Source organism: Yoonia sp. R2331, from assembly GCF_041103235.1.
Lineage (GTDB): Bacteria > Pseudomonadota > Alphaproteobacteria > Rhodobacterales > Rhodobacteraceae > CANMYO01.
On the sequence record NZ_JBGCUN010000001.1, the window covers coordinates 2,107,801 to 2,130,437 of the forward strand.

23 protein-coding genes are annotated in these 22,637 nt (G+C 61.0%); 19 read left to right on the forward strand and 4 right to left on the reverse strand.

The window, feature by feature from the left end; all coding sequences use genetic code 11:
* Nucleotides 1–81: 81 nt before the first annotated feature.
* Complete coding sequence (locus AB3Y40_RS10850; protein ID WP_369438802.1) at nt 82–1,014, forward strand: DMT family transporter; 933 nt, start codon at nt 82–84, stop codon at nt 1,012–1,014.
* Here the strand turns inward: AB3Y40_RS10850 and AB3Y40_RS10855 are convergent.
* Complete coding sequence (locus AB3Y40_RS10855) at nt 935–1,594, reverse strand: thiamine diphosphokinase (protein ID WP_369438803.1); 660 nt, start codon at nt 1,592–1,594, stop codon at nt 935–937. The genes AB3Y40_RS10850 and AB3Y40_RS10855 overlap by 80 nt on opposite strands.
* 223 nt (nt 1,595–1,817) lie before the next feature.
* Between AB3Y40_RS10855 and AB3Y40_RS10860 the strand changes: the two genes are divergently transcribed.
* Complete coding sequence (locus AB3Y40_RS10860) at nt 1,818–4,280, forward strand: hypothetical protein (RefSeq protein WP_369438804.1); 2,463 nt, start codon at nt 1,818–1,820, stop codon at nt 4,278–4,280.
* A gap of 152 nt (nt 4,281–4,432) precedes the next feature.
* Here the strand turns inward: AB3Y40_RS10860 and AB3Y40_RS10865 are convergent, their stop codons facing one another.
* Together AB3Y40_RS10865 and AB3Y40_RS10870 are read right to left on the reverse strand one after the other, a co-directional pair.
* Nucleotides 4,433–4,690, reverse strand: coding sequence for a DUF2842 domain-containing protein (locus AB3Y40_RS10865; protein ID WP_369438805.1), 258 nt, complete (start codon nt 4,688–4,690; stop codon nt 4,433–4,435).
* Nucleotides 4,690–5,985, reverse strand: a complete 1,296-nt coding sequence (locus AB3Y40_RS10870; protein WP_369438806.1) for an adenylosuccinate synthase — start codon at nt 5,983–5,985, stop codon at nt 4,690–4,692. Before AB3Y40_RS10870 ends, AB3Y40_RS10865 begins: the two co-directional genes overlap by 1 nt.
* 129 nt (nt 5,986–6,114) lie before the next feature.
* Here AB3Y40_RS10870 and AB3Y40_RS10875 point away from each other — a divergent pair, with 129 nt between their 5' ends.
* The 3 genes from AB3Y40_RS10875 (at nt 6,115) to AB3Y40_RS10885 (ending at nt 8,747) form a co-directional block, all read left to right on the forward strand.
* Complete coding sequence (locus AB3Y40_RS10875; RefSeq protein WP_369438807.1) at nt 6,115–6,510, forward strand: DUF6524 family protein; 396 nt, start codon at nt 6,115–6,117, stop codon at nt 6,508–6,510.
* A gap of 79 nt (nt 6,511–6,589) precedes the next feature.
* Nucleotides 6,590–6,937, forward strand: coding sequence for a preprotein translocase subunit SecG (secG, locus tag AB3Y40_RS10880; RefSeq protein ID WP_369438808.1), 348 nt, complete (start codon nt 6,590–6,592; stop codon nt 6,935–6,937).
* Between the two features lie 166 nt (nt 6,938–7,103).
* Nucleotides 7,104–8,747, forward strand: coding sequence for a CTP synthase (locus AB3Y40_RS10885; RefSeq protein ID WP_369438809.1), 1,644 nt, complete (start codon nt 7,104–7,106; stop codon nt 8,745–8,747).
* Nucleotides 8,748–8,857: 110 nt separating this feature from the next.
* Here AB3Y40_RS10885 and AB3Y40_RS10890 read toward each other — a convergent pair whose 3' ends face one another.
* A complete protein-coding gene (locus AB3Y40_RS10890) occupies nt 8,858–9,598 on the reverse strand; it encodes a MipA/OmpV family protein (RefSeq protein WP_369438810.1) in 741 nt (246 codons plus the stop codon).
* Nucleotides 9,599–9,688: 90 nt separating this feature from the next.
* Between AB3Y40_RS10890 and rlmJ the strand changes: the two genes are divergently transcribed.
* The 14 genes from rlmJ to AB3Y40_RS10960 all read left to right on the forward strand — a co-directional run bounded on the left by rlmJ (nt 9,689) and on the right by AB3Y40_RS10960 (nt 22,566).
* Entirely contained in the window at nt 9,689–10,471 is a 783-nt protein-coding gene (gene rlmJ / locus AB3Y40_RS10895) for a 23S rRNA (adenine(2030)-N(6))-methyltransferase RlmJ (protein ID WP_369438811.1), read from the forward strand.
* Nucleotides 10,472–10,480: 9 nt separating this feature from the next.
* Entirely contained in the window at nt 10,481–11,134 is a 654-nt protein-coding gene (locus AB3Y40_RS10900; protein WP_369438812.1) for a hypothetical protein, read from the forward strand.
* A gap of 18 nt (nt 11,135–11,152) precedes the next feature.
* Nucleotides 11,153–11,587 (forward strand): tellurite resistance TerB family protein, encoded by a 435-nt coding sequence (locus AB3Y40_RS10905; protein ID WP_369438813.1) that lies wholly within the window; start codon nt 11,153–11,155, stop codon nt 11,585–11,587.
* Nucleotides 11,588–11,601: 14 nt separating this feature from the next.
* Nucleotides 11,602–12,336, forward strand: coding sequence for a phosphate/phosphite/phosphonate ABC transporter substrate-binding protein (locus AB3Y40_RS10910; protein ID WP_369438814.1), 735 nt, complete (start codon nt 11,602–11,604; stop codon nt 12,334–12,336).
* A 36-nt stretch (nt 12,337–12,372) separates the two neighbouring features.
* Nucleotides 12,373–13,143, forward strand: coding sequence for an ABC transporter ATP-binding protein (locus AB3Y40_RS10915; RefSeq protein ID WP_369438815.1), 771 nt, complete (start codon nt 12,373–12,375; stop codon nt 13,141–13,143).
* 1 nt (nt 13,144) lies between these two features.
* Nucleotides 13,145–14,248, forward strand: coding sequence for a THUMP domain-containing class I SAM-dependent RNA methyltransferase (locus tag AB3Y40_RS10920; RefSeq protein ID WP_369438816.1), 1,104 nt, complete (start codon nt 13,145–13,147; stop codon nt 14,246–14,248).
* Between the two features lie 111 nt (nt 14,249–14,359).
* A complete protein-coding gene (locus AB3Y40_RS10925) occupies nt 14,360–15,088 on the forward strand; it encodes a transporter substrate-binding domain-containing protein (protein ID WP_369438817.1) in 729 nt (242 codons plus the stop codon).
* Nucleotides 15,089–15,139: 51 nt separating this feature from the next.
* Nucleotides 15,140–16,024 (forward strand): ABC transporter permease, encoded by an 885-nt coding sequence (locus AB3Y40_RS10930; RefSeq protein ID WP_369439641.1) that lies wholly within the window; start codon nt 15,140–15,142, stop codon nt 16,022–16,024.
* Nucleotides 16,025–16,112: 88 nt separating this feature from the next.
* Nucleotides 16,113–16,919, forward strand: coding sequence for an ABC transporter permease (locus tag AB3Y40_RS10935; RefSeq protein ID WP_369438818.1), 807 nt, complete (start codon nt 16,113–16,115; stop codon nt 16,917–16,919).
* A 61-nt stretch (nt 16,920–16,980) separates the two neighbouring features.
* Nucleotides 16,981–18,312 (forward strand): glutamine synthetase family protein, encoded by a 1,332-nt coding sequence (locus AB3Y40_RS10940; protein WP_369438819.1) that lies wholly within the window; start codon nt 16,981–16,983, stop codon nt 18,310–18,312.
* 58 nt (nt 18,313–18,370) lie between these two features.
* On the forward strand, nt 18,371–19,054 hold the full coding sequence (locus tag AB3Y40_RS10945; protein WP_369438820.1) for a type 1 glutamine amidotransferase: 684 nt from the start codon (nt 18,371–18,373) through the stop codon (nt 19,052–19,054).
* Complete coding sequence (locus AB3Y40_RS10950; RefSeq protein WP_369438821.1) at nt 19,051–20,403, forward strand: glutamine synthetase family protein; 1,353 nt, start codon at nt 19,051–19,053, stop codon at nt 20,401–20,403. The genes AB3Y40_RS10945 and AB3Y40_RS10950 overlap by 4 nt, the downstream gene beginning before the upstream one ends.
* Nucleotides 20,404–20,708: 305 nt before the next feature.
* Entirely contained in the window at nt 20,709–21,215 is a 507-nt protein-coding gene (locus AB3Y40_RS10955; RefSeq protein WP_369438822.1) for a hypothetical protein, read from the forward strand.
* Between the two features lie 46 nt (nt 21,216–21,261).
* On the forward strand, nt 21,262–22,566 hold the full coding sequence (locus AB3Y40_RS10960; protein ID WP_369438823.1) for an NAD(P)/FAD-dependent oxidoreductase: 1,305 nt from the start codon (nt 21,262–21,264) through the stop codon (nt 22,564–22,566).
* Nucleotides 22,567–22,637: the final 71 nt, after the last annotated feature.

Sequence of the window (22,637 nt, forward strand, 5' to 3'; positions counted from 1 at the left end):
GGTCAATGTCGTGAGGGAAATGTCCAAATCAATTGACGTCTCACACTAGCCCTGCCGCGCCCAACGCCCTAGCTTGCGCCTATGCATACCGACCGCCCCTTTCTTGGCATCCTGCTGATGCTTGGCTTTTGCATGTTGGCTCCATTGGGTGACAGCATCGCCAAGCTGCTGGGCGGGCAATTGCCGCTGACCATGCTGTTGCTGGCGCGCTTTGCGATTCAGGTCGTGCTACTCTTGCCGCTGGTCTGGTGGGCGGGGTTGAGCCTGCGTCTACCAAAGGGAATCATGGCGCTAACCTGGACGCGCAGCGCGCTGCATATCATTGGTATCGGCTTTATGTTCAGCGCCTTGCGCTATCTGCCGCTGGCGGATGCGCTGGCGATTGCCTTTGTGATGCCCTTCATCATGCTGCTACTGGGCCATCTGGTGCTGGGCGAAGAGGTGGGCCGCCAACGGATGATCGCCTGTGGGATCGGGTTTATCGGCACCTTACTGGTCATTCAGCCGAACTTTGCCACCGTCGGCTGGCCCGCACTGCTGCCGGTGGCTGTGGCCATCGACTTTGCCCTGTTCATGCTGGTGACCCGCAAGATCGCCAAGACGCTGGACCCCATTGCGCTGCAAACTGTCAGCGGCTTGCAAGCCAGCTTGATGCTGGTGCCTGTGGCCCTGCTGCTGGGCAGCTTTCCCGTGCTGCAATTGCCGCTGCCCGGCAGCACGGCGCTGTGGCTGCTGGCGGGGCTTGGGGTGTTGGGCACCATTGCGCATCTGATGATGACATGGAGCTTGCGCTTTGCCCCTGCTGCCACGCTGGCCCCGATGCAATACCTTGAAATCCCGTTTGGCACGCTGATCGGCTGGCTGATCTTCAAAGACCTGCCCAACGGACTTGCCGCGCTTGGCATCTGCATCACAGTGGGTGCGGGGCTTTATATTATTGCCCGTGAACGGCGGCTGTCACAACGTCCAGCGCCGACAGAGGCACCGTCAGAAACACCCGCCCCCGGGGCGTGATCGTCACCGGTGTTTCGACCACCGCATTTGAGGGGCTGATTAGCCCGGCAGGTTGCATCGCGGCGGCGCTGAGGTTCCAGCGCAGGCCGGTGGTCGTGACCTCTGCTGCTTCCATCGGCAGCAGCGAAAGCCGTGTGTTGGGGGGCAGATCAAGCGTCACTGGACGGGTCAGCAGCGTGACCGCGTCGGCGTCATTCACCAGCACAACCGGTGCCTCGGGATAGCGCGCCAGGGTGTTGAGCACGCTAAAGGTATGGTCGACCCGCCCACCCAGAAACCCCGCCGCCAGGACCAGCGGCGCGCGCGTCCGTTGCAACACCTTTTCAAAGTCGGTGCTGTTCGTGTCATCGATCCAGTGCAGCCGGTCGGCAAAGGCCGCACGCGCCGCAGCACCAACACTGTCAAGGTCGCCGATCACCGCCAAGGGTGATAGACCTGCCGCAAGTGCGGTATCCGCGCCGCCGTCGGCGGCAACCACGCACGGCGCGCGGCTTAGGCATATCTTAAGAACAGTCGGCGAAACATCGGCACCACCCAGCAGCGTGAAAGGCGCCATTTCATGCACAATCAGATCAGCCATCAGGGATTGTTCGCGTTTTGGCGACAAATCTTATTCTCGTCACGAAATGATCCCAAAGATATCATGAAGCCGTTCCCGGTTGAGAACCAATTGTTGGTGAACAAGGTGTCACTGGGCATGAAAGAAAGCGAGCAAAATCATGGTTGAGTCGAGCAAAATCCTCACCGTTTCATACGGCACCTTTTCGTGCACGTTGGAAGGATTTGATGATTCCTTTTCCACAATGAAGGCGATCGCAGAGTATTTTCGCGATCTGGCAGCGGATGACCGCTATTTTGGTGCAGAGCCGCCGACGCCGGACGTCGAAATGCTGGGCCGCATCGCAGAGCGCGAAATTGCGCGCCGGGTTGAGGCGAAGACGACCGAAGACGGGATCCATTTGCGCGCGTCTGCTCCCGCGTTGGCAGTTGTTGACCCCGCCATGCCGCCAGAGCCGCAGCGCCCTGCCGCAGCCCCTGACATGGCTGATCTGGCCGACATGGGCCAGGACGAGGCTGAGGCTGAGGCTGTGGTCGAGGTTGCCACGGACGCGGCACCGGCTGAGATCGTGGAACCTGTTGTCGCCGCAGCAGAGCCGATGACCGCAGAGGCGTCCGTCGCAGAGGTGGAAGCCGAGCCGACCGCAGCAGAGGCTTTCTTTGCCCAGTCGGACGAACATGAGCCAGAGCAGGACGCGGAGGTGGCTGTATTTGAGGCCCCGACCGAGGCCCCGGCACACCCCGATCCCGGCAGCGTCGCCGCCAAACTGCAGCGCATCCGCGCCGTTGTGGGGCAATCCGATACCGAAGAAGAGGCTTATGCCGAAGATCTGACAGAGGCATTTGACGCCGAAGTCGATGTGGAGGCAGATGTCGCTGAGGTCGAGACCACGGAAGATGTGGCCATCGACATGGACATCGCAGAAGACATCGCCGCGTTGGATGCGGAGGAAAGCGCGCCTGCGGCTGATACAGATGATGATCAGCCCGACCTTGATGCCGTTGCAGAAGACGACGCCACGGAGGCCGCTGAATTTGAGGCCGAGGACGAAGCCGCCGAAACTGAGCGCGACGTTGAGGCTGCCGAAGTTGAGGTCGAAGTTGAGGCTGAGGCTGAGGCTGAGGCTGAGGCTGAGGCTGAGGCTGAGGCTGAGGAACTGGACGTTGCGGCTGAAGACTTGCAAGCCGTCGAGGACGATCTGGCAGACGAAGCCGTCGCATCCGAAGACATCAACCTCGACGATATGACGTTCGAGGACGAGGCCGAAGATGAGGTCCAGGATTCCAGTGCTGCCATCGCGGCATTTCTGTCCGACGCACCAGCGGCGGACGCGGCTGATGCACCCGAGATGGCCGAGACCGAAGCCGAGGCCGTGACGTCCGATGCGGCGCATGACGCACCGGACGAAACCGATGCACAGATCACCGCCGTGCTACGCAACCTTGAACGGGCGGGCGCATCCGTGCCTGACGATGTCACCATCGCGCCGGTTGGCGCAGATGCGGGCGATGAGATTGCAGACGACAACACAGAGGATGACGCGGCTGAAGTTGCCGAAGAGCCCGTGGCAAAACCCACCTTGCGGGCGCGCATCCTGCGCGTGGCCAAACGGGTCTCGCCAATCTCTACCACGACAGAAACACCGTCGGAAACACCATCGGACACCGACACATCTGACGCAGAGGCCATCGCGGCCGCATCAGAGGCGGCGCAAGCTGACGACGATCTGATGGCTGATGTGATGTCGGATATCGCCCAGGCCGAAGAAGAAGACGCAACCGCAGTGGCCTCGCCTTTTGCAGATGCGCTGGAAGATGCACCGGAGGAAGACGATGACGCGTTGAGCGCAGAAGCCGAGGCTGACCTGCAAGAAGCACTAAGCGACTTTGCAGACGCTGCGGAAAATGCGGATTTTGACGACGACATGGAAGGCGCGGACACCGCCGAGGCAGAGCTGGAAACTGAAGAGGCGACAGTTGAAGACGAGGTTGCTGTTGAAGACGAGGCTGCTGTTACAGAAGAGCGGGCGCCTCGGAACACATTGCCCGAAAACGACGACGCTGCAATGTCCCGGATTATGGAACAGGCCGACGAAGAACTGTCGAACCCTGAAAGCAGCCGCCGCCGTGCCGCCATTGCACAGCTCAAAGCCGCTGTGGCCGCGACAGAGGCCGCGCGCCAGTTGGGCGACAACGCCGATGATGCAAAGCCACAGGAAGACGCGTTCCGCGAGGACCTGAACAAAGTGGTTCTGCCGCGCCGCGCCGCACGTTCGGCCAGCACAGAGGCGCGCAGCGAACGCCCGCGCCCTGCCCCGCTGAAACTGGTGGCCTCGCAACGCGTAGACACAACGCCCGCATCCGACAGCGGCCCGGTGCAACCACGCCGCGTGTCGATGGCAACACCGGTCACGGAAACGGACGCCGACAGCTTTGCCACCTTTGCCGAGGAAATGGGCGCGGTTGACCTGCCCGATCTGCTGGAAGCCGCCGCGGCTTACACGGCCTATGTCGAAGGGTCCGATGACTTTTCCCGCCCGCAGATCATGAAAAAGGTGCAAGCCACCAGCGAGACCGGGTTCAGCCGCGAAGATGGGCTGCGGTCCTTTGGCACGCTGCTGCGTCAGGGCCGGATCAATAAGGCCGGAAACGGACGCTTTCAGGTGTCGGAAGAAACCCGGTTCAAGCCGGAACAAAAGGCAGGCTGATCTGACGATCAACGATCTGACTGTGCGCGAAAGGCGAAGGGCAACCTTCGCCTTTTTCCTTTGCAAATCAGCGCGACAAAGCGATCAGGGACCGACGGTCGCAAGAGGCGGCAGACATGTCGTGCAGCCCCCACAGGGGCTGCGCCTTTGGATCAGCCTTCGTCGTCGGGCGCGTCGGGGTCAGGCTGGCCGATCCCTTTGAAAAGGCCACGAAACGGCAATGTCCACAGCAACCCCAGACCGATATAGATTGCAAGCTCGACCCAAAGTGACACCTTTTGCGCGGGATCGGGATAAAGCCAGTTGATCGCCGTCACAACCGCCACGACATAGGTCGGCATACCCACCACAAGCACCACCAGCGCCCAGCGCTTGCGGGATTTGTAAGAAAGGCGGGAAAAGTCAAACATCAGTCGGCAAAGGGGTCCGTCACAAGGATCGTGTCATCGCGTTCAGGTGATGTGGATACGAGCGCCACGGGACACTGGATCAGCTCTTCGATCCGGCGTACATATTTGATCGCCTGTGCTGGCAAATCCGCCCAGGACCGCGCCCCTTCGGTTGATTCCGTCCAGCCTGCGATGTCTTCATAGATCGGGGTGCAGCGCGCCTGCTGGTCGGCGGCAGTTGGCAGATAATCCAGAGCCTCACCGTCCAGCATGTAGCCGGTACAGATCTTGAGCGTCTCAAACCCGTCGAGCACATCGAGCTTGGTCAGCGAAATCCCGTTGACGCCAGAGGTCGCGCAAGTCTGGCGCACAAGGGCTGCATCAAACCAGCCACAGCGCCGCTTGCGGCCCGTGGTGGTGCCAAATTCATGGCCGCGCTCGCCGAGACGTTGACCATCGGCGTCCTCCAACTCGGTCGGGAACGGCCCTTCACCCACGCGGGTGGTGTAGGCTTTGACGATGCCCAGCACGAAGTCAATCGACCCAGGTCCGATGCCCGTCCCAGTGGCCGCCTGCCCTGCGATCACATTGGAAGAGGTCACGAAAGGATAGGTGCCAAAATCAATATCCAAGAGCGCGCCCTGTGCGCCTTCAAAGAGGATGCGTTTGCCTGCCTTGCGCTTTTCATTCAGCACCTTCCAGACAGGCGCTGCATAGGCTAGGATCTGCGGCGCAATCTCGCGCAACGCGTAAAGAAGGGCTTCGCGGTCAACAGGCGTGATCCCCAACCCTTTGCGGAGTGGATCGTGATGTTGCAAGGCGCGGTCCACGCGCGCCTCGAGCGTTGCCGGATCGGCAAGGTCAGCCACGCGCACAGAGCGGCGCCCCACCTTGTCTTCGTAAGCCGGACCGATGCCCCGCCCTGTGGTGCCGATCTTGGTGCCCTTGGACGCCGCCTCTTCCCGGGCGCGGTCAAGTTCACCGTGGATCGGCAGGATAAGGGGGGTATTTTCTGCGATCATCAGGGACTGGGGCGAAATCTCGACCCCCTGCGCGCGGATCGTCTCAATCTCTTTGAGCAGGTGCCAAGGGTCCAGCACCACGCCGTTGCCGATCACCGACAGCTTGCCGCCACGCACCACACCAGAGGGCAGCGCATGCAGTTTGTAGACAGCCTCGCCGATCACCAGCGTGTGGCCTGCGTTATGGCCCCCCTGAAAGCGCGCAATCACATCGGCCCGCTCGGATAGCCAGTCCACGATCTTGCCTTTGCCCTCGTCGCCCCACTGCGCGCCGACCACCACCACATTTGCCATTTTACTGCCCTTTGATGCGGAAAACCCGAGCGCCTCTATAGTCGCAGTCCTGCGGGGGCGAAACCGCAAAATCAGGTGGACAGCCTGACATGGGGACGGTCAAATGCGGCAAAACAAGTGAGGTGCGGCATGGGGTTTGCGATCAGGTGGGTGTTTGCGTTTGGCTTGCTGGCGGCGACCTATAACCCGACACAGTGGAATCTGCTGCGCTGGGGGATGCAGAACTGGGACAGTCAGCTGCCGCTGACGGTGCTGTTCGGTCTGGTGCTGCTGGTAGGTTACATCATCTATCTGCGCGCGACGCTGCGGTCGATTGGCCTGTTTGGCATGCTGCTGATTCTTGCGGTGTTGGGCACGCTGATTTGGGTGCTCTATGACTTTGGCTGGATCAATCTGGAAAACCCCACCATCAACACCTGGATCGCGATTGTCGTGCTCTCGCTGGTTCTGGCCGTGGGCCTGTCGTGGTCGATTGTGCGCCGTCGCCTGTCGGGCCAGGCTGATGTGGATGACGTTGACGCCTGAGTGCCGCATTTGAGGGTTGCGACATGCCGCGCGGGCCATTAGATACCCAGCGTTCCCGCATGCCCTGAAAGGCCCCGCAATGGAAAACGTTGTCCTTGTCATCCACCTGATTCTGGCGTTGAGCCTGATTGGCGCCGTGTTGTTGCAGCGCTCTGAAGGTGGCGGTTTGGGCATTGGCGGCAGTGGCGGTGCTGCGGGCGCGCGGCCTGCGGCCACGGCGATGGGCAAATTCACATGGATCCTGGCGATCGGGTTTATCGCGACATCCATCGCGCTGACCATCATTGCGGCTGAAAAGTCTGCGGGTGCTTCGGTCCTTGACCGGTTGACGGATGCACCAGCCTCTGCGCCTGCAACGCCTGATCTGGGTGAGAACTTGCTGCCGCCATCTGACGGCGATGCACCCTTGGTGCCGTCGGGCAACTAAGCCCTTCAAAAGACACAAGTTGTGGCCGGTATCGTGATTTCGGCCACAGGATGTTGCGTTCACGGGTTGCGCAACATGGCCGAATCCGGCTATTCTTAAACCCCGTGGAGATGCGAACCCAAAGGGTCGCACCCAGTTAAGATTTGGCACGGGAGCCTCAAAAACAATGGCGCGTTTTATCTTTATCACCGGCGGTGTTGTGTCTTCTTTGGGCAAGGGGCTGGCCTCTGCGGCGTTGGGGTCGCTGTTGCAGGCACGGGGCTATTCGGTGCGGCTGCGCAAGCTTGATCCCTATTTGAACGTCGATCCCGGCACGATGTCCCCGTTCGAGCATGGTGAGGTGTTTGTCACCGATGACGGGGCCGAGACCGATTTGGATCTGGGCCATTACGAGCGGTTCACGGGCGTGCCTGCCAGCAAGACAGATTCGGTCAGTTCGGGACGGATCTATTCCGACGTGCTGGAAAAGGAACGGCGCGGCGATTATCTGGGAAAAACCATTCAGGTGGTTCCGCATGTGACCAACCAGATCAAGGATTTCATCAGTATCGGCGAAGATGACGTGGATTTCATGCTGTGTGAAATCGGCGGCACCGTAGGTGACATTGAAGGGCTGCCCTTCTTTGAAGCGATCCGTCAATTCAGCCATGACAAGCCGCGCGGGCAGTGCATTTTTATGCATCTGACGCTGTTGCCCTATCTGGCGGCCTCTGGCGAGTTGAAGACCAAGCCAACGCAACACTCGGTCAAGGAATTGCAGTCCATCGGGATCGCACCCGACATTCTGGTTTGCCGGTCGGAACAGCCGATCCCCGAAAAAGAGCGCGAGAAGATCGCGCTGTTCTGTAACGTGCGCAAAGAGGCAGTGGTCGCCGCTTATGACCTGAAGTCGATCTATGAGGCCCCATTGGCCTATCACGAACAGGGGTTGGATCAGGCGGTGCTGGATGCCTTCCAGATCAACCCGGCACCACAGCCCAAGCTGGACATCTGGCACGATGTCTATGACCGCATTCACAACCCTGAAGGTAAGGTGAAGGTCGCGATTGTCGGCAAATACACCCAGCTTGAGGATGCCTATAAGTCGATTGCCGAGGCGCTGACCCACGGCGGCATGGCCAACCGCGTGAAGGTCAAGATCGAGTGGGTCGATGCGGAGCTTTTCGACAAGGAAGACGCCGCCCCCTATCTGGAGGGGTTCCACGCCATTCTGGTCCCCGGCGGCTTTGGCGAGCGCGGCACCGAAGGCAAGATCAAGGCCGCACAATTCGCCCGCGAAAAGAATGTGCCCTATCTGGGCATCTGTCTGGGCATGCAGATGGCCGTCATTGAAGCGGCACGCAATGTGGCGGGCATCAAGGACGCCGGGTCAGAGGAATTTGACCATGAGGCCGGGCGCAAACGCTTTGAACCGGTGGTCTATCACCTGAAAGAATGGGTGCAGGGCAACCATCTGGTGGCGCGCAAGGCCGATGACGACAAGGGCGGGACGATGCGGCTGGGGGCCTATGATGCCGCGCTGACCGAAGGGTCGCGGGTGGCCGGGGTTTACGGGAGCACCGCAATCGAGGAACGGCATCGCCACCGCTATGAGGTGGACATCAAGTATCGCGAAAAGCTGGAGAAAGCCGGGCTGAAATTCTCTGGCATGTCGCCGGACGGGAAGCTGCCCGAGATCGTGGAATGGCAGGACCATCCCTGGTTCATCGGGGTGCAGTTCCATCCCGAGTTGAAGTCAAAGCCCTTTGCGCCGCATCCGCTGTTTGAAGGGTTCGTCAAAGCGGCGGTGGAAAATTCGCGTCTGGTGTAGATTGCGCTTGGCAGCGCCCCTGCGGGGCGGGGGGGCGCGCCGCCCATAACGCAGCGCCATTTGGCGGGCGATGGCGTCGTGGATATTTTTAGCCAGAAGAAGCTGGACCGTCAGAAGCCGAAGGAAAAGTCACGCGTGACCACAAGGCCAACAGTGACCTGATCGGCGCTTTGGGTGATCGGGCTGCGCGCGGCGTCATTGAGCAATTCATCATAGCGCAGGGTGCCGGTCAGGCCCCAATCGGACGTAAGCGCATAATCTGCGCTGATCTCGACCCCGCGCGACATGGCACCGCCCGATGCTTCGAACGCGGAAAAGCTGCTGGCGGCGGCTTCGGCGGCGGTCACACCAAAGTAGGTGCCAGCATAATCGTCGTCACCAGCCAAAAGCCGGGGACCGACGCGCAGGGTCACAGCCTGAGATGGATAGAAGATCAGATCGCCACCCAACTCGCCCACGTAACCTTCGTGCCCGCCAAGCCCGCGTCGGGCCACGGCGTAAACTTCAAAATTGGGGCCGGTGTAGGTGACACCGCCGCCCACTTCGAGGGCGGCATCAATGTCGTTCAGGCCGGTCAGTTCGGCGTAGTCATCGGACGTGCGCGCGCCGATATAGCGGAACGACCCGGTGACCCCCAGGCCGGTCTTGTCTTCGCCGCTGGTGCCCAAAGAGCCAAAGGTGAACCGGTCAAGCGCGAAGCTGCCGGTTGGACCGGTTTGATTGCTGTCCGACCCGAAGTAACCGGGCGCAGACTGTGCGCCGATCCCAAGTTCAAACGCGATGCCGGCAGGTCCATCCTGGGCGGTTGCGGCTGATCCAGTCAGCACAAGGGCGAGAATCGCATGACGCATGGGGCGTTCCTTTGTTCTGCCGCTAAACTAGAGGGTTATGGCCCGGCAACAAGGGTTGGCGTGGCGATTGTTTCCCCCTAAAGCAAGATCATGCTGTCTTACCAACATCTCTATCACGCCGGGAACCTTGCGGATGTGCACAAGCATAGCTTGCTGGCGTGGATGCTGGCCTATCTGACGCGCAAGGACAAACCCCTGAGCTATCTGGAGACCCATGCGGGGCGGGCGCTGTATGATCTGGCAGCACCCGAGGCGGTCAAGACCGGCGAGGCGGCGCAGGGCATTGAAAAGGTGGCCGATTGGTTTGCCGCCGATCACCCTTATGCGCGCATTTTGGCCAAGGTCCGGGCGGAGCATGGGGCGGATGCCTATCCCGGCTCGCCACTGCTCGCGGCGGAGTTGCTGCGGTTCGAGGACAACCTGACGCTTGCGGAGCTTCACCCGGCAGAGGCCGAGGCCCTGCGCGCCGCGATGGCCCCTTATCCGACGACCGTGGTGGCCCGCGATGGTTTTGCCGAAGCGTTGAGCCGCACGCCGCCCGATCCGCGCCGGGGGCTGTTGCTGTGTGATCCATCGTTCGAGGTGAAGACGGATTATCAAACGATCCCTGACGTTTTCGCCAAGCTGCACAAGCGCTGGAACGTGGGCATTCTGGTGTTGTGGTATCCGATCCTGACCAGCGGTGCGCATCGCGGCATGGTTGATGATCTGCGCGCCCGGTTTCCTGCTGGTGTCGCGCACGAGGTCCGCTTTCCCCCGGCCCGCGAAGGTCATGGGATGATCGGGTCGGGGTTGTTCGTTTTGAACCCGCCTTTTGGGTTTGAAAAAGAGGCGGCCTGGCTGTCCGCGAAATTTGCGACACTGCGCAGCTGATTGCGTGGTATGCTGCGCCCTATGTGGCGTTTGATCCTGCTTTTTCTGCCTTTGCCCGCGTTTGCCTGCGACCGGCCTGTTTGCCTGATCCCGGCCGAGGACCAGTTCTTTGCGCGCGAGGTCACCTTTGACGACCAGCCCAGCGGATTTGGCGCAGGCCGGCAGGTGCATGGGCTGATGATGCTGGATGGTGTGCAGATCGGCGAGCGGTTTGCCGGTCAGCTTTTGCGCAACGAGGGTGGTTTTGACCGGGTCGAGGGGCCGCCATTGGCGCCTTTGCAGCTGTTACCGGGGGCGGAGACCCAGAACATGACTGTGATCCGGCTTGCTGATACGGCGGTGCTGTCTGGTGATGGACCTGCGGGATACCCCAAGCGCGAAGCGACGGGCGAAGGCGCGCTGGCGGTGCTGTTTGATCGCGATCAGGTTGCGGTGCGGTTTGATATTCGCGGCGGCGAAGGTGGCGCGGCGACCGTGCTGTTCCTACGGCGCGACGGCAGCCTGATCGACACCGCCGAATTGGAACCACTGTCAGAGGCGGTCTATGCCTTCACCCGCCAAGGTGGCCTGCGCGATATTGCCGGGTTGGTGCTGACCAATGCCGATCCCGACGGGATTGCGCTGGATACGCTGTTGTTTGATGGGGTGGATCAACTGAGTTGATGGTCCTATATCGACACCATGTTTGGTGATTTCCTCAAGCGGTTAACCGCCCCGACCCCTGCCCCGTTGCAAGATGATGATGCAAGGCTGGCCCTTGGTGCGCTGCTGGTGCGGCTGGCCCGCGCAGACGGGTATTTCGATGCCGATGAGAAGGCACGGATCAAGGCGATCCTTGCGCAGCGGTATGCCCTGCCCGATGCCAGCGCGCTGCTGGCCGATTGCGAAGTGCTGGAATCCGAAGCCCCTGACACCGTGCGCTTTACCCGCGCGATCAAGGATGCGGTCGCTTACGAGGATCGCCTGGGCGTGATCGCGGCCATGTGGCAGGTGGTGCTGGCAGACGGCAAGCGAGATGACGAGGAAAACAGCCTGATGCGCATGGTGGCCCCGATGTTGGGTGTGACCGATCAGGACAGCAACGCCGCGCGACGCAGGATCGAATCCGAGCAATGATTGCCTGCCTGCCGATGTACGACCGCCCGGCCAATGCTGCGGCGCATGACCGTTTGTGGGCGGCGATCCGCGAAGGGCTGCGTGACCGTGGAATTGATGCGCCAGATGGCCTGAGCCGCGATGTGCTGTATCGCGACAGCTGGGCGCGCGACGATCTGGTGCTGGGGCAGATTTGCGTGTTGCCGTGGAAGCTGCGGTTCGAGGAGCAGCTGACCCTGATCGGGGCCAGCGACTATGGCGTGGATACGTGCCCGCCGGGGTTTTTCAATGCGGTGATGTTGGCGCGCGCCGATGACCCGCGCGACACAGCCGCGCTCTTTCAAAGTCGGTTTGTTGCCAACGCGCGGCATTCGCAGTCGGGTTATGGCGCGGGCCGAAACTTTGCCAATCGCATTGGATTGAGATTGCCAGAGCCCGAGATCACCGGCGCGCATGATGTCAGCGTGCAGCGTGTGGCCGATGGCACGGCTGATTTCTGTTTTGTCGACGCGCATACCTTTTGGATGCAGCAGCAGGATCTGCCCGCCGCCCGCGCCTGCCGCGTTGTGCACCGCACGCGGCCGGTGCCGGGGCAAAGCCTTGTCACCCGCAAGGGTGCCGATCCCGCGCCGTTTCTTGCGGCGATCAAGCAAGCGATTGCCGCACTTGCCACGGAGGACCGTGCGGTGCTGGGCCTGCGCGATGTGATCCGCCTGCCCGACGCCGCTTATGACATCACCATTGCCGAAGGCGTTGCATTTCCGGGCTAACTGCGCCCTACTCGCCCGAACACAGAAGGGACCGTCATGACATCGCCGGTGATTGAAATTCGTGGTCTGCACAAGGCCTATGGGGCGCTTGAGGTGCTCAAGGGCGTTGATATCAGCGCGCCGCAGGGGCATGTCGTGTCGCTGATCGGGTCCTCGGGGTCGGGCAAATCCACCCTGCTGCGCTGCGCCAACCTGCTGGAGGACAGTCAACAGGGCGAGGTCGTCTTCTGCGGCGAACCGGTGTTGTGGAAAGGGTCCGGCATGTCGCGGCACCCCGCTGACAAGGCTCAGATGATCCGCATTCGCACCAACCTGTCGATGGTGTTCCAGCAGTTCAATCTGTGGGCGCACATGACGATTTTGCAGAACGTGATGGAGGCACCCGTCACCGTGCTGGGCCGCGACCGGGCCGAGGTTGAGGACAAGGCGCGCGGCTATCTTGCCAAGGTGGGCATCGGTGACAAATGCGACGTCTACCCCGCGCAATTGTCCGGAGGCCAGCAGCAGCGCGCGGCGATTGCCCGTGCGCTGTGTATGGAACCCAAGGCGCTGCTCTTTGATGAACCGACCAGCGCGCTGGACCCTGAATTGGAACAAGAGGTGGTCAAGGTCATCAAGGCATTGGCCGAGGAAGGCCGCACGATGCTGATCGTCACCCACGACATGCGTCTGGCCCATGATGTCAGCGACCACATGGTGTTCCTGCATCAGGGCAAGATCGAGGAAGAAGGCGCGCCTGCCGATCTGTTTGGCAACCCGCAGTCCGAGCGTCTGCGCGGCTTCTTGTCGGCCACCGTGCCAGCCTGACATGGTTGATTTCGAGATTTTCCTGACCGGCACACCGGGGCTGGATGATGCGCTATTGGCCGAGGCGCAGGCGCTGGGGTTTGCCGCATCCGGCGTGCCGGGTGGCGTAGTAATCGACGGCAATTGGCCTGATGTCTGGCGTGCCAATCTGCAGTGCCGCGGGGCGACGCGGGTGTTGGCGCGGGTTGGCAGTTTTATGGCGTTCCATCTGGCGCAACTGGACAAGCGCGCGACCAAGTTCGACTGGGCGGCGGTCCTGCGCGTGGATGTGCCGGTGCGGGTCGAGGTGACCAGCCGCAAGTCGAAGATTTACCATGCGGGGGCGGCCACCCAGCGGATCGAAAAGGCGTTAAAAGACAATGGCTTTCGTGTCGAAGCTGACGCGCCGGTGCAGATCAAGGTCCGCATTGATGACAACCGAGTGACGATCAGCGTCGATACCAGCGGCGAGAGCCTGCACAAGCGCGGCCACAAGGTTGCCGTCAACAAGGCCCCGATGCGCGAAACACTGGCCGCGCTGATGCTGCGGCGCTGTGGCTATGACGGGACAGAGCCGGTGGTGGACCCGATGTGCGGCTCTGGCACCTTTGTGATCGAAGCGGCCGAAATGGCGCGTGGCCTGTGGCCCGGACGCAGCCGCGCGTTTGCCTTTATGCAGTTGGCCACTTTTGATGCGGCGGGGTTTGCCGACCTCAAGGCCGGGATGTCACCCCGCCCTGTTTCGGGCATCGCATTTTATGGATCAGACCGGGATCAGGGGGCCACCCAGATGGCGGGCCAGAACGCCGAACGCGCGGGCGTGGCCGACCTGACCCGGTTCGTCTGTCAACCGTTCAGCGATTTGCAGCCGCCAGACGGGCCAAGGGGGCTTGTCATCATCAACCCGCCCTATGGTGGCCGGATTGGCAAGAAACACATGCTGTATGGGCTTTATGCCGGGCTTGGAGAGGTGCTGAAAACCCGCTTTGCAGGTTGGCGCGTTGGTGTGGTGACCAGCGAGCCGGGTCTCGCCCGCGCGATGGGGCTGCCCTTTGGCGATTCTGGTCCGGTGATCGCGCATGGGGGGCTGAAAGTGCGGCTTTATCAGACCGGTCCGCTGCCTTGACGCTAGGGCAAGCGGCACAACATCTAGCCCCTTGTAAAACAGGCAGATTCGCAACAATCTGCGCAGCATCAAGCGCGGGACCACTGACCGCGATCAAAACGGGAGACAACAATGAAGAACCTTATTCTGGCAAGTGCTGCACTTGCCCTGACCGCTGGTGCGGCCTTTGCCGATGCACATTCGGTTGTGCGCATGGGAACCGAGGGCGCTTACCCTCCGTATAACTTCCTCAACGACGATGGTGAAGTTGACGGGTTCGAGCGTGAGCTGGGCGATGAGCTGTGCGCACGCGCCGAGCTGACCTGCGAATGGGTCACCAACGAGTGGGACAGCATCATCCCCAACCTGGTGTCGGGCAACTATGACGTCATCATCGCGGGCATGTCTGTGACCGATGAGCGCGACGAAGTCATCGACTTTTCCGAGCAGTACACCCTGCCTGACCCTTCGGCCTATATGGTCATGAACGACGCAACCGACCTGACCACCGGTGTGATCGCCGCACAGGCAGGCACCATTCAGGCGTCTTACATCGCGTCGACCGGTGCGACGTTGCTGGAATTCGCAACACCTGATGAGACCATCGCGGCGGTTAAGAACGGCGAAGCAGACGCGGTTCTGGCCGACAAGGCCTTCTTGTTGCCGGTCGCAGAGGCCGACGGAGAACTGTCGCTGGTAGAGCAAGAAGTGCTGATCGGTGGCGGCATCGGCCTTGGCCTGCGCGAAAGCGACGGCGAGCTGCGCGAAAAGTTCAACGCAGCCATCGTGTCCATGAAGGAAGACGGGTCGCTGAATGCTTTGATTACCAAGTGGCTGCCTGAATCGGGCACCTTCGAATAAGACCATTGGGGGTCGCGGCAACGCGGCCCCTTTTGATTGGGGTAACTTCAGATTTTTACATTTTGTACCGAACCCGCCGCCCTTGAGGGGCTGCAATGGCTCAGCTGCTACCTGACGACGGGTAAGCACATGAACCTGTATTATTCGGTCGGTACGGTTTTGTTATTGTTGGCGATTACTGCACCGACCGCACTTGCATTCGGGTTTGGCGGGGCCTCGGCCGCGCGCAGCCAGATCGCGCCGCTGCGCTGGTTCGGCAAGGGCTATATCGCGATTGTGCGCGGCGTGCCGGACATCGCCTTTTTCCTGTTCTTCGTCATCGCGCTGGATCAGGCGTTTGAATATCTACGCCACCGCGTGAAATGCCCCGACTGGGAAGAACCGGTGCGACAGGGCAGCGATTTTGTCGTCTGTCAGGCAGCGAAGCTGCCGTTGGGCAATGCGCCGCAATGGGTGCATGAGACTTATGGCTTTGCGCTGGCGGTGCTGACCTTTGCCATCGTCTTTGGCGCCTTTGCGGCGAATGTGTTGTTTGGCGCGATGCGCGCTGTGCCGCGGGCGCAGCTTGAAACGGCAGAGGCTTATGGCATGACCCGCAAACAGGTGACCCGCCGGGTGTTGATCCCGCAGATGTGGGTCTATGCCCTGCCCGGTCTAAGCAACCTGTGGATGGTGCTGATCAAGGCCACGCCGCTGCTGTTTCTGCTGGGGGTCGAGGATATCGTCTATTGGGCGCGCGAATTGGGCGGGCAGAAGACGCCGCAGTTCACCGACTACCCGCATGGCGACTGGCGCATGTGGTATTTCCTGTTTCTGCTGGTGTTCTATCTGTGCTTCACCAAGGTCAGCGAGGTCGTCCTTGACCGGATCATGACCCGCCTGACACGCGGCCAGGCCACCGCAGGCGGCGAAGCGCAGAGAAAGGCCGCGGCATGAGTTGCGCCCAGCACAGCATCCGGGTGCCGCACGCATTTGCTGCGCAAACGCTTTCGCGCACACGTCGCACCCTGCGGGAGCGACGGGCATGAGTTGCGCACAGACATTCGCGGACTACGCGCTGCGGTCCATTGGCATCGGCGAACGCCTGCTGCCACGGGGCGATTTCACCCTTTGCCAGCAGTTCACGCTGATCGGGTCGGGCATGATCTGGAATATCTACTTCGGCATCTGCGCGCTGCTGATTGGCTTTGCGCTGGCGACCGCCGTGGCCGTGGGCAAGGCCAGCGGCAACCGCGCGATCCGCAAGGCCTCTGAATGGTTCATCTTTGTGTTCCGAGGCTCGCCGCTGTTTATCCAGTTCTTCTTTGCCTATTTCCTATTCCTGTCGCTCAAGGGCGTCTGGCCATTCTTCAGCCCGCTGACATCCGCCGCCTATGGCGCGCTGGTGGTGCTGATCCTGAACACCGCCGCTTATTCGGCAGAGATCTTTTACGGCGCGCTGCTGTCGATCCCCAAAGGCGATACGGAGGCCGCAGACGCCTATGGCATGTCCGGCTGGTCCCGGTTCCGCAGGGTGATCTGGCCCACGATGCTGCGGCTTGGCTGGCCCGCCTACACCAACGAGGCGATTTTTTTGTTTCACGCCACCACGCTGGTCTATTTCAGCGGGTTCCCGGCCACGCAGCAACGGGGTGATGCGCTGTATTACGCGAACTACTTTGCCGACAAGACATTCAACCCCTTCATCCCCTACCCGATCCTTGCGGGGTATTTCATTCTGCTGACACTGGTGGTGATTGGCATGTTCGGTCTGATCAACGCGCGGCTGAACCGGCATCTGCCGCAAGAGACCCGCGCCAAGATCAAGCTGCGCCCGAACCTGATCCGCTGATCCCACTGGCCAAACGCTGTGGAAACGGGCAAAGCTTGCCCGACCCAAGACAGGTAAGATCATGAGTTGGCTGGACGACTACCCCAATGTGCGCAACGTCCGTTGTGGTGCGGCAGACCTGAACGGTCAGGCCCGTGGCAAGCGCGTCCCGCGCCGGTTTGCAGGCAAGCTGGAACAAGAAGGCACGCGGTTTCCACTGTCGGTGCTGAATTTGGACATCTGGGGCGAGGATATCGACGACAGCCCATTGGTCTATGAAACAGGCGATCCCGATGGCGTGCTGATGCCAACCGAGCGTGGCTATGTGCCGATGCCCTGGCTGGATACCCCGTCGGTCCTGCTGCCGCTGTGGATGTATTACGAAGATGGCACCGTCTTTCCCGGCGACCCGCGCCATGCGCTGGCCGCCGTCGTCGCGCGCTACAAGGAACGTGGACTGACCCCCGTTGTCGCAACCGAGATGGAGTTCTATCTGGTTGACGATTCTGGTCGCGAAATCCGCCAGCCGCGCAGTCCAAGGTCTGGCAAGCGGCGGCCCGGCGCAGAAATCCTGAGCCTACGGGCGCTGGATGCTTTTGATAACTTTTTCAACGACCTTTATGACGCCTGCGAGCAGATGGATATCCCTGCAGAGGCCGCCATTTCAGAGGTGGGCCTGGGCCAGTTCGAGATCAACATCGAACATGTGCCGGATGCGCTGAAGGCGGCGGATGATGCCTGGTTCTTCAAGATGCTGGTGCGTGGGCTGGCCCGTAAACACGGCATGGCCGCCAGTTTCATGGCCAAACCCTATGCCGATCATGCGGGCAATGGGTTGCACACCCATTTTTCGGTGGTCGACGCAGAGGGCAACAATCTGCTGGCCAATGGCACCCATGAAGGCAGCGCGATGCTGCGTAACGCCATTGGCGGTTGCCTTGCGGGCATTCCCGATTTGGCGCTGATCTTTGCCCCCCACGGCAATAGCTATGACCGGCTGGTGCCAGACAGCCATGCGCCCACTGGCATTTGCTGGGCCTATGAAAACCGCACTGCCAGCGTCCGCGTACCGGGGGGCAATCTGGCCGCGCGCCGGGTTGAGCACCGCGTGGCGGGGGGTGATGTGAACCCCTATCTGTTTCTGGCCGCTGTCCTTGGCTCTGCCCTTGTGGGGATCGAGGATGCGCTGACCCCGCCGCCGCCGATCACCGGCAACGCCTATGACCAAAAGCTGCCGCAGATCCCCAGCACTTGGGAAGGGTCGATTGACGCATTTGAGGCCAGCACCATCGCGCGGCGCATCTTTCCGCAGATGTTGATCGACAATCTGGTGATGACCAAACGGCAAGAGTTGCAATACTTGCGCGAACTGACCCCTGAGCAGCAGCTAGAACTATACCTCGACACGGTTTGAGGACGCTTGCGCGGGACAATGCAGCGCCATAGATTACGGCAAATCATTCTGGTGACTTATGAAAATCGGCATCCTGCAATGCGGCCACACGCCTGACGCGATCCGTCCGGTGCTGGGTGGCTATGGGCAGCTTTATCCCGCCATGCTGGACGGGCACGGCTTTACCTTCGAGACCTTCAGCGTGGTCGATATGGCGTTTCCCGATGACATGCACCAGGCCGATGGCTGGCTTGTCTCAGGCTCCAAACATGGGGCTTACGAGGATCACGCCTTCATTCCGCCGCTGATGGATTTCATCCGCGCCGCCTATGCCGCTGATGTGCCGCTGGTTGGCGTCTGCTTTGGGCATCAGATCATCGCCAAGGCCCTTGGCGGTGACGTGGTCAAGTTTGATGGCGGGTGGTGCATCGGGCGGCAGAGTTATGATTTTGGCGGCGAAACGCTGGCGCTGAACGCTTGGCATCAGGATCAGGTTGTGACCCTGCCGCCAGACGCGGAGGTTGTCGCCTCAAACGACTTTTGCAAGAACGCAGCATTGGTCTACGGCAAAAAGGCGTTCAGCGTGCAGCCGCACCCCGAATTTCAAAGTGCCTTTATCGCGGGATTGGCCACCCATGTAGGCGACGGCAAGCTGCCGCCAGACCAGTTGGCCGAGGCGCGCGCCAAGCTGCCACTGCCCAATGACAACAACCGCATGGCCGCGATGATCGCGCGGTTCTTCAAGGAACGGGTTGCCGCATGAGCTGGATCAACAAAATCCCCGATGCAGCGCGCGCCTATCTGGACAGCACTCGTCTGGATGAGGTGGAATGCCTGATCCCCGACCTGCCCGGCATTGCGCGCGGCAAGGCGGTGCCTGCGGGCAAATGGGAAAAGCAAAGCCATTTCCATCTGCCCAATTCGATCTTCTTCCAGACGATCACCGGTGACTGGGGCGAGGCCGCAGGGCCGGATGGATTTCTGGAACCCGACATGATCCTTAAGCCGGATTTGTCGACCGCGACCGCCGCGCCGTGGGCCACGGATGGTACGCTGCAGGTGATCCACGACGCCTTTGACCAAAAAGGCAAACGTGTCGGCCCCTCGCCCCGCAACGTATTGCACCGGGTCTGCGAGCTTTATCGCAAAGAGGGCTGGAAACCCGTCGTGGCGCCCGAGATGGAGTTCTATCTGGTCGCCCGCAACGTCGACCCAGCCAAACCGATTGAGCCGATGATGGGCCGCACCGGCCGCGCCGCCGCCGGGCGGCAGGCCTATTCGATGACCGCGGTGGACGATTATGGCCCGGTGATCGACGACATCTATGAATACGCCGAAATCCAGGGGTTTGAGATTGACGGCATCACCCAGGAAGGCGGCGCTGGTCAGCTGGAAATCAATCTGCGTCACGGCGATCCGATCAAGCTGGCCGACGAGGTGTTTTTCTTCAAACGTTTGATCCGCGAGGCGGCGCTCAAGCACGATTGCTTTGCCACCTTCATGGCGAAACCGATTGAGGGCGAGCCCGGGTCGGCGATGCATGTGCATCATTCGGTCTTGGATAAGGATGGCCGCAATATCTTTACCGGGCCACAGGGCGGCGAGACGGACGCCTTTTTCCACTTTATCGGCGGCTTGCAGGAATACATGCCCGCCGCCATCGCGCTGATTGCGCCCTATGTGAATTCCTATCGCCGCTATGTGCCCGACAGCGCGGCCCCGGTGAACCTGGAATGGGGCCGCGACAACCGCACCACCGGCATTCGCATCCCGATCTCTGACCCCGCCGCGCGGCGTATTGAAAACCGCCTGCCGGGCATGGATTGCAACCCCTACCTGTGCATCGCCGCCTCTTTGGCCTGCGGCTATCTGGGGATGAAGAACGAGGTCCGCCCCGACAAACGCTGGCGTGGTGAAGCCTACGAATCGGAGGCTGAGATCGCAGGATCCCTGTGGGAAGCGCTGGAGCTTTTTGACGCCTGCGCCCCTCTGCATAAGGTTCTGGGCAAGGATTTCTCGCGCGTTTATTCGATCGTCAAGCGCGCCGAATACGCGGAATTCCTGCAAGTGATCTCTCCCTGGGAGCGCGAACATCTGCTATTGAACGTTTGATGAGAAACCAAACGACATTCTGGCTGGTGATGCTGGTCGCCGCGATCCTGTGCTGGTATTTGGCCGCGCAGTTTGCTGGGTCGATGGCGGATGCCGTGACTAATGGGTCCTAAAGTCGGGGTTTCCTGACTTTCGGGCGAGGGCCTAACCCGCGATGGTGACGCGGGGGCGCAACGCCAGTTTTGGCTGGCCCGCGCAAAGGTCGCTATGTTTCATCTGACCGAATTTCTGTTCCTGCTCGATGCGGTCCGCACCGGAGCACGGGCACTGTTTCTGCTGTTTTTTGTGTGCCACTCTCTGAGCCCATGATGGTCGACCGCGCCAATCTGGCCGCGCATCAGCCACAAGCCTTTTCTGCTGTCGTTTCACAGGAGGTTGGTGCGCAAGGGCAGTGGCGAACCGACAGGTATCGCGTGGCCGAAGTGACCCGCCCGGACCTGCTGTCGTGCCTGATTCCATTTCCTGATGGGTCGGTCTCACTGACGTCGTCCGATTGGCCGGGCTTTGCGTCCGTAAACGAAATCGAAGTCTGCCTCTACCAGGTTGCCACCTACCTCGACGGGCCGCAGGAGATGATCCATTGGCTCAAATCGGTCGGGATGGATCGAACCTTCATGCGTGGCCTTTATGATGATGAAGAGCACCGATGGAACGGTGTCCGAGTATATGGGGTCACACCACGCAAAACACGGTATTTTCATATGAACAAGAAGCTCTTTTTCGAAGCTTTGGTGGCGCATAGTTTTGTCGTTTATATCCGCTACCAGGATGCGGCGATCACCCAGGTCGAGGTCGATATGAACTACAAATAGCGGGTTTTCACTGGTCAACCGTCGCGTTCGACGACAGATTGCCCCCATGAACCCACTCTATCGCAATGACAGCCCCGGCACTTTCCCCGAAAGCTGGTATGCCGCCACCACCGATCTGCCCGCCCAGCGGCCAGAGCTGAGGGGCGAGGTACGTGCGGATGTCTGCATTGTTGGGGCGGGCTATACCGGGCTGACGGCGGCGCGGCATTTGGCAGAGCGCGGGATGAAAGTGGTGGTGCTGGAGGCGCATCGCGCGGGGTTTGGCGCGTCGGGGCGCAATGGCGGGCAAGTGGGCAGCGGGTTCAACTGGTCGCAAAAGGACCTCGCGGCCAAGATGGGTGACGGCCCTGCGCGCGCTGTGTGGGACATCGCAGAGGCGGCAAAGGCAGACCTGCGGGATTTTGTTGCAGCTCATGCGCCAGAGGCCTCATACAAACCTGGCGTGGCTTATGGCACTTATGCCAGCGGTGACATCAAGAAGCTGCGGCAAGAGGCTGATTTTCTGGCCAAAAACTACGGCTACGATCAGATCACGCCGCTGGACAAGGCAGGGTTTCATGATCTGGTCAGGTCGCCGCATTATGTTGGCGGGCAGTTGGATCTGGGGGCCGGACATATCCACCCGTTGCGCTATGCCGTGGCGCTTGCCAAGGCCGCTGAGACAGCAGGTGCGGTGATCTTTGAGGGATCCGCGGTGCATCATTTGGCCCACGGCACCCCGGCCAAGGTGCAAACCGGGCGCGGCCATGTGCTGGCCGACCATGTGATCCTTGCCGGCAACGGCTATTTGCCGGGGATCGCGCGGCAGGTTGCCGCCAAGGTGATGCCGATAAACTCTTTCATCTGTGCGACGGCCCCCTTGGGGGATCGCGCGACAGAGGTTCTGACGCGCGACATTGCCGTGGCCGACAGCAAGTTCGTGGTGAATTATTACCGCCTGTCCGAGGACAAGCGCCTTTTGTTCGGCGGGCGCGAAAGCTATTCGATCGGGTTCCCCAAGGATATCGCGACCGCACTGATCGCGCGGATGGAAAACATGTTCCCGCAGATCAAAGGTGTGGGCATTGATTATGTCTGGGGCGGCACGCTGGGGATCACCATGACCCGCCTGCCCGCCTTGCAGCGTGTGGCACCCAACATCTTGTCCGGGGCCGGTTTTTCCGGCCACGGTGTGGCGCTATCAGGCTTGGCGGGCCGCATCATGGCAGAGGCCATCGCCGGTCAGGCCGAACGCTTTGACACGATGGCAGCGCTGCCCGTCCCGAACTTTCCCGGCGGCGCAATCGCCCGCGCACCGCTGCTGACGCTAGCAATGAGCTGGTACGCCCTGCGCGACCGGCTGGGCATCTGACCGCCAAATTTTCCCACCCACGCCCCATTCCGACCACAAAACACAGTCAAATTGTTGCTCAAACGGACCCA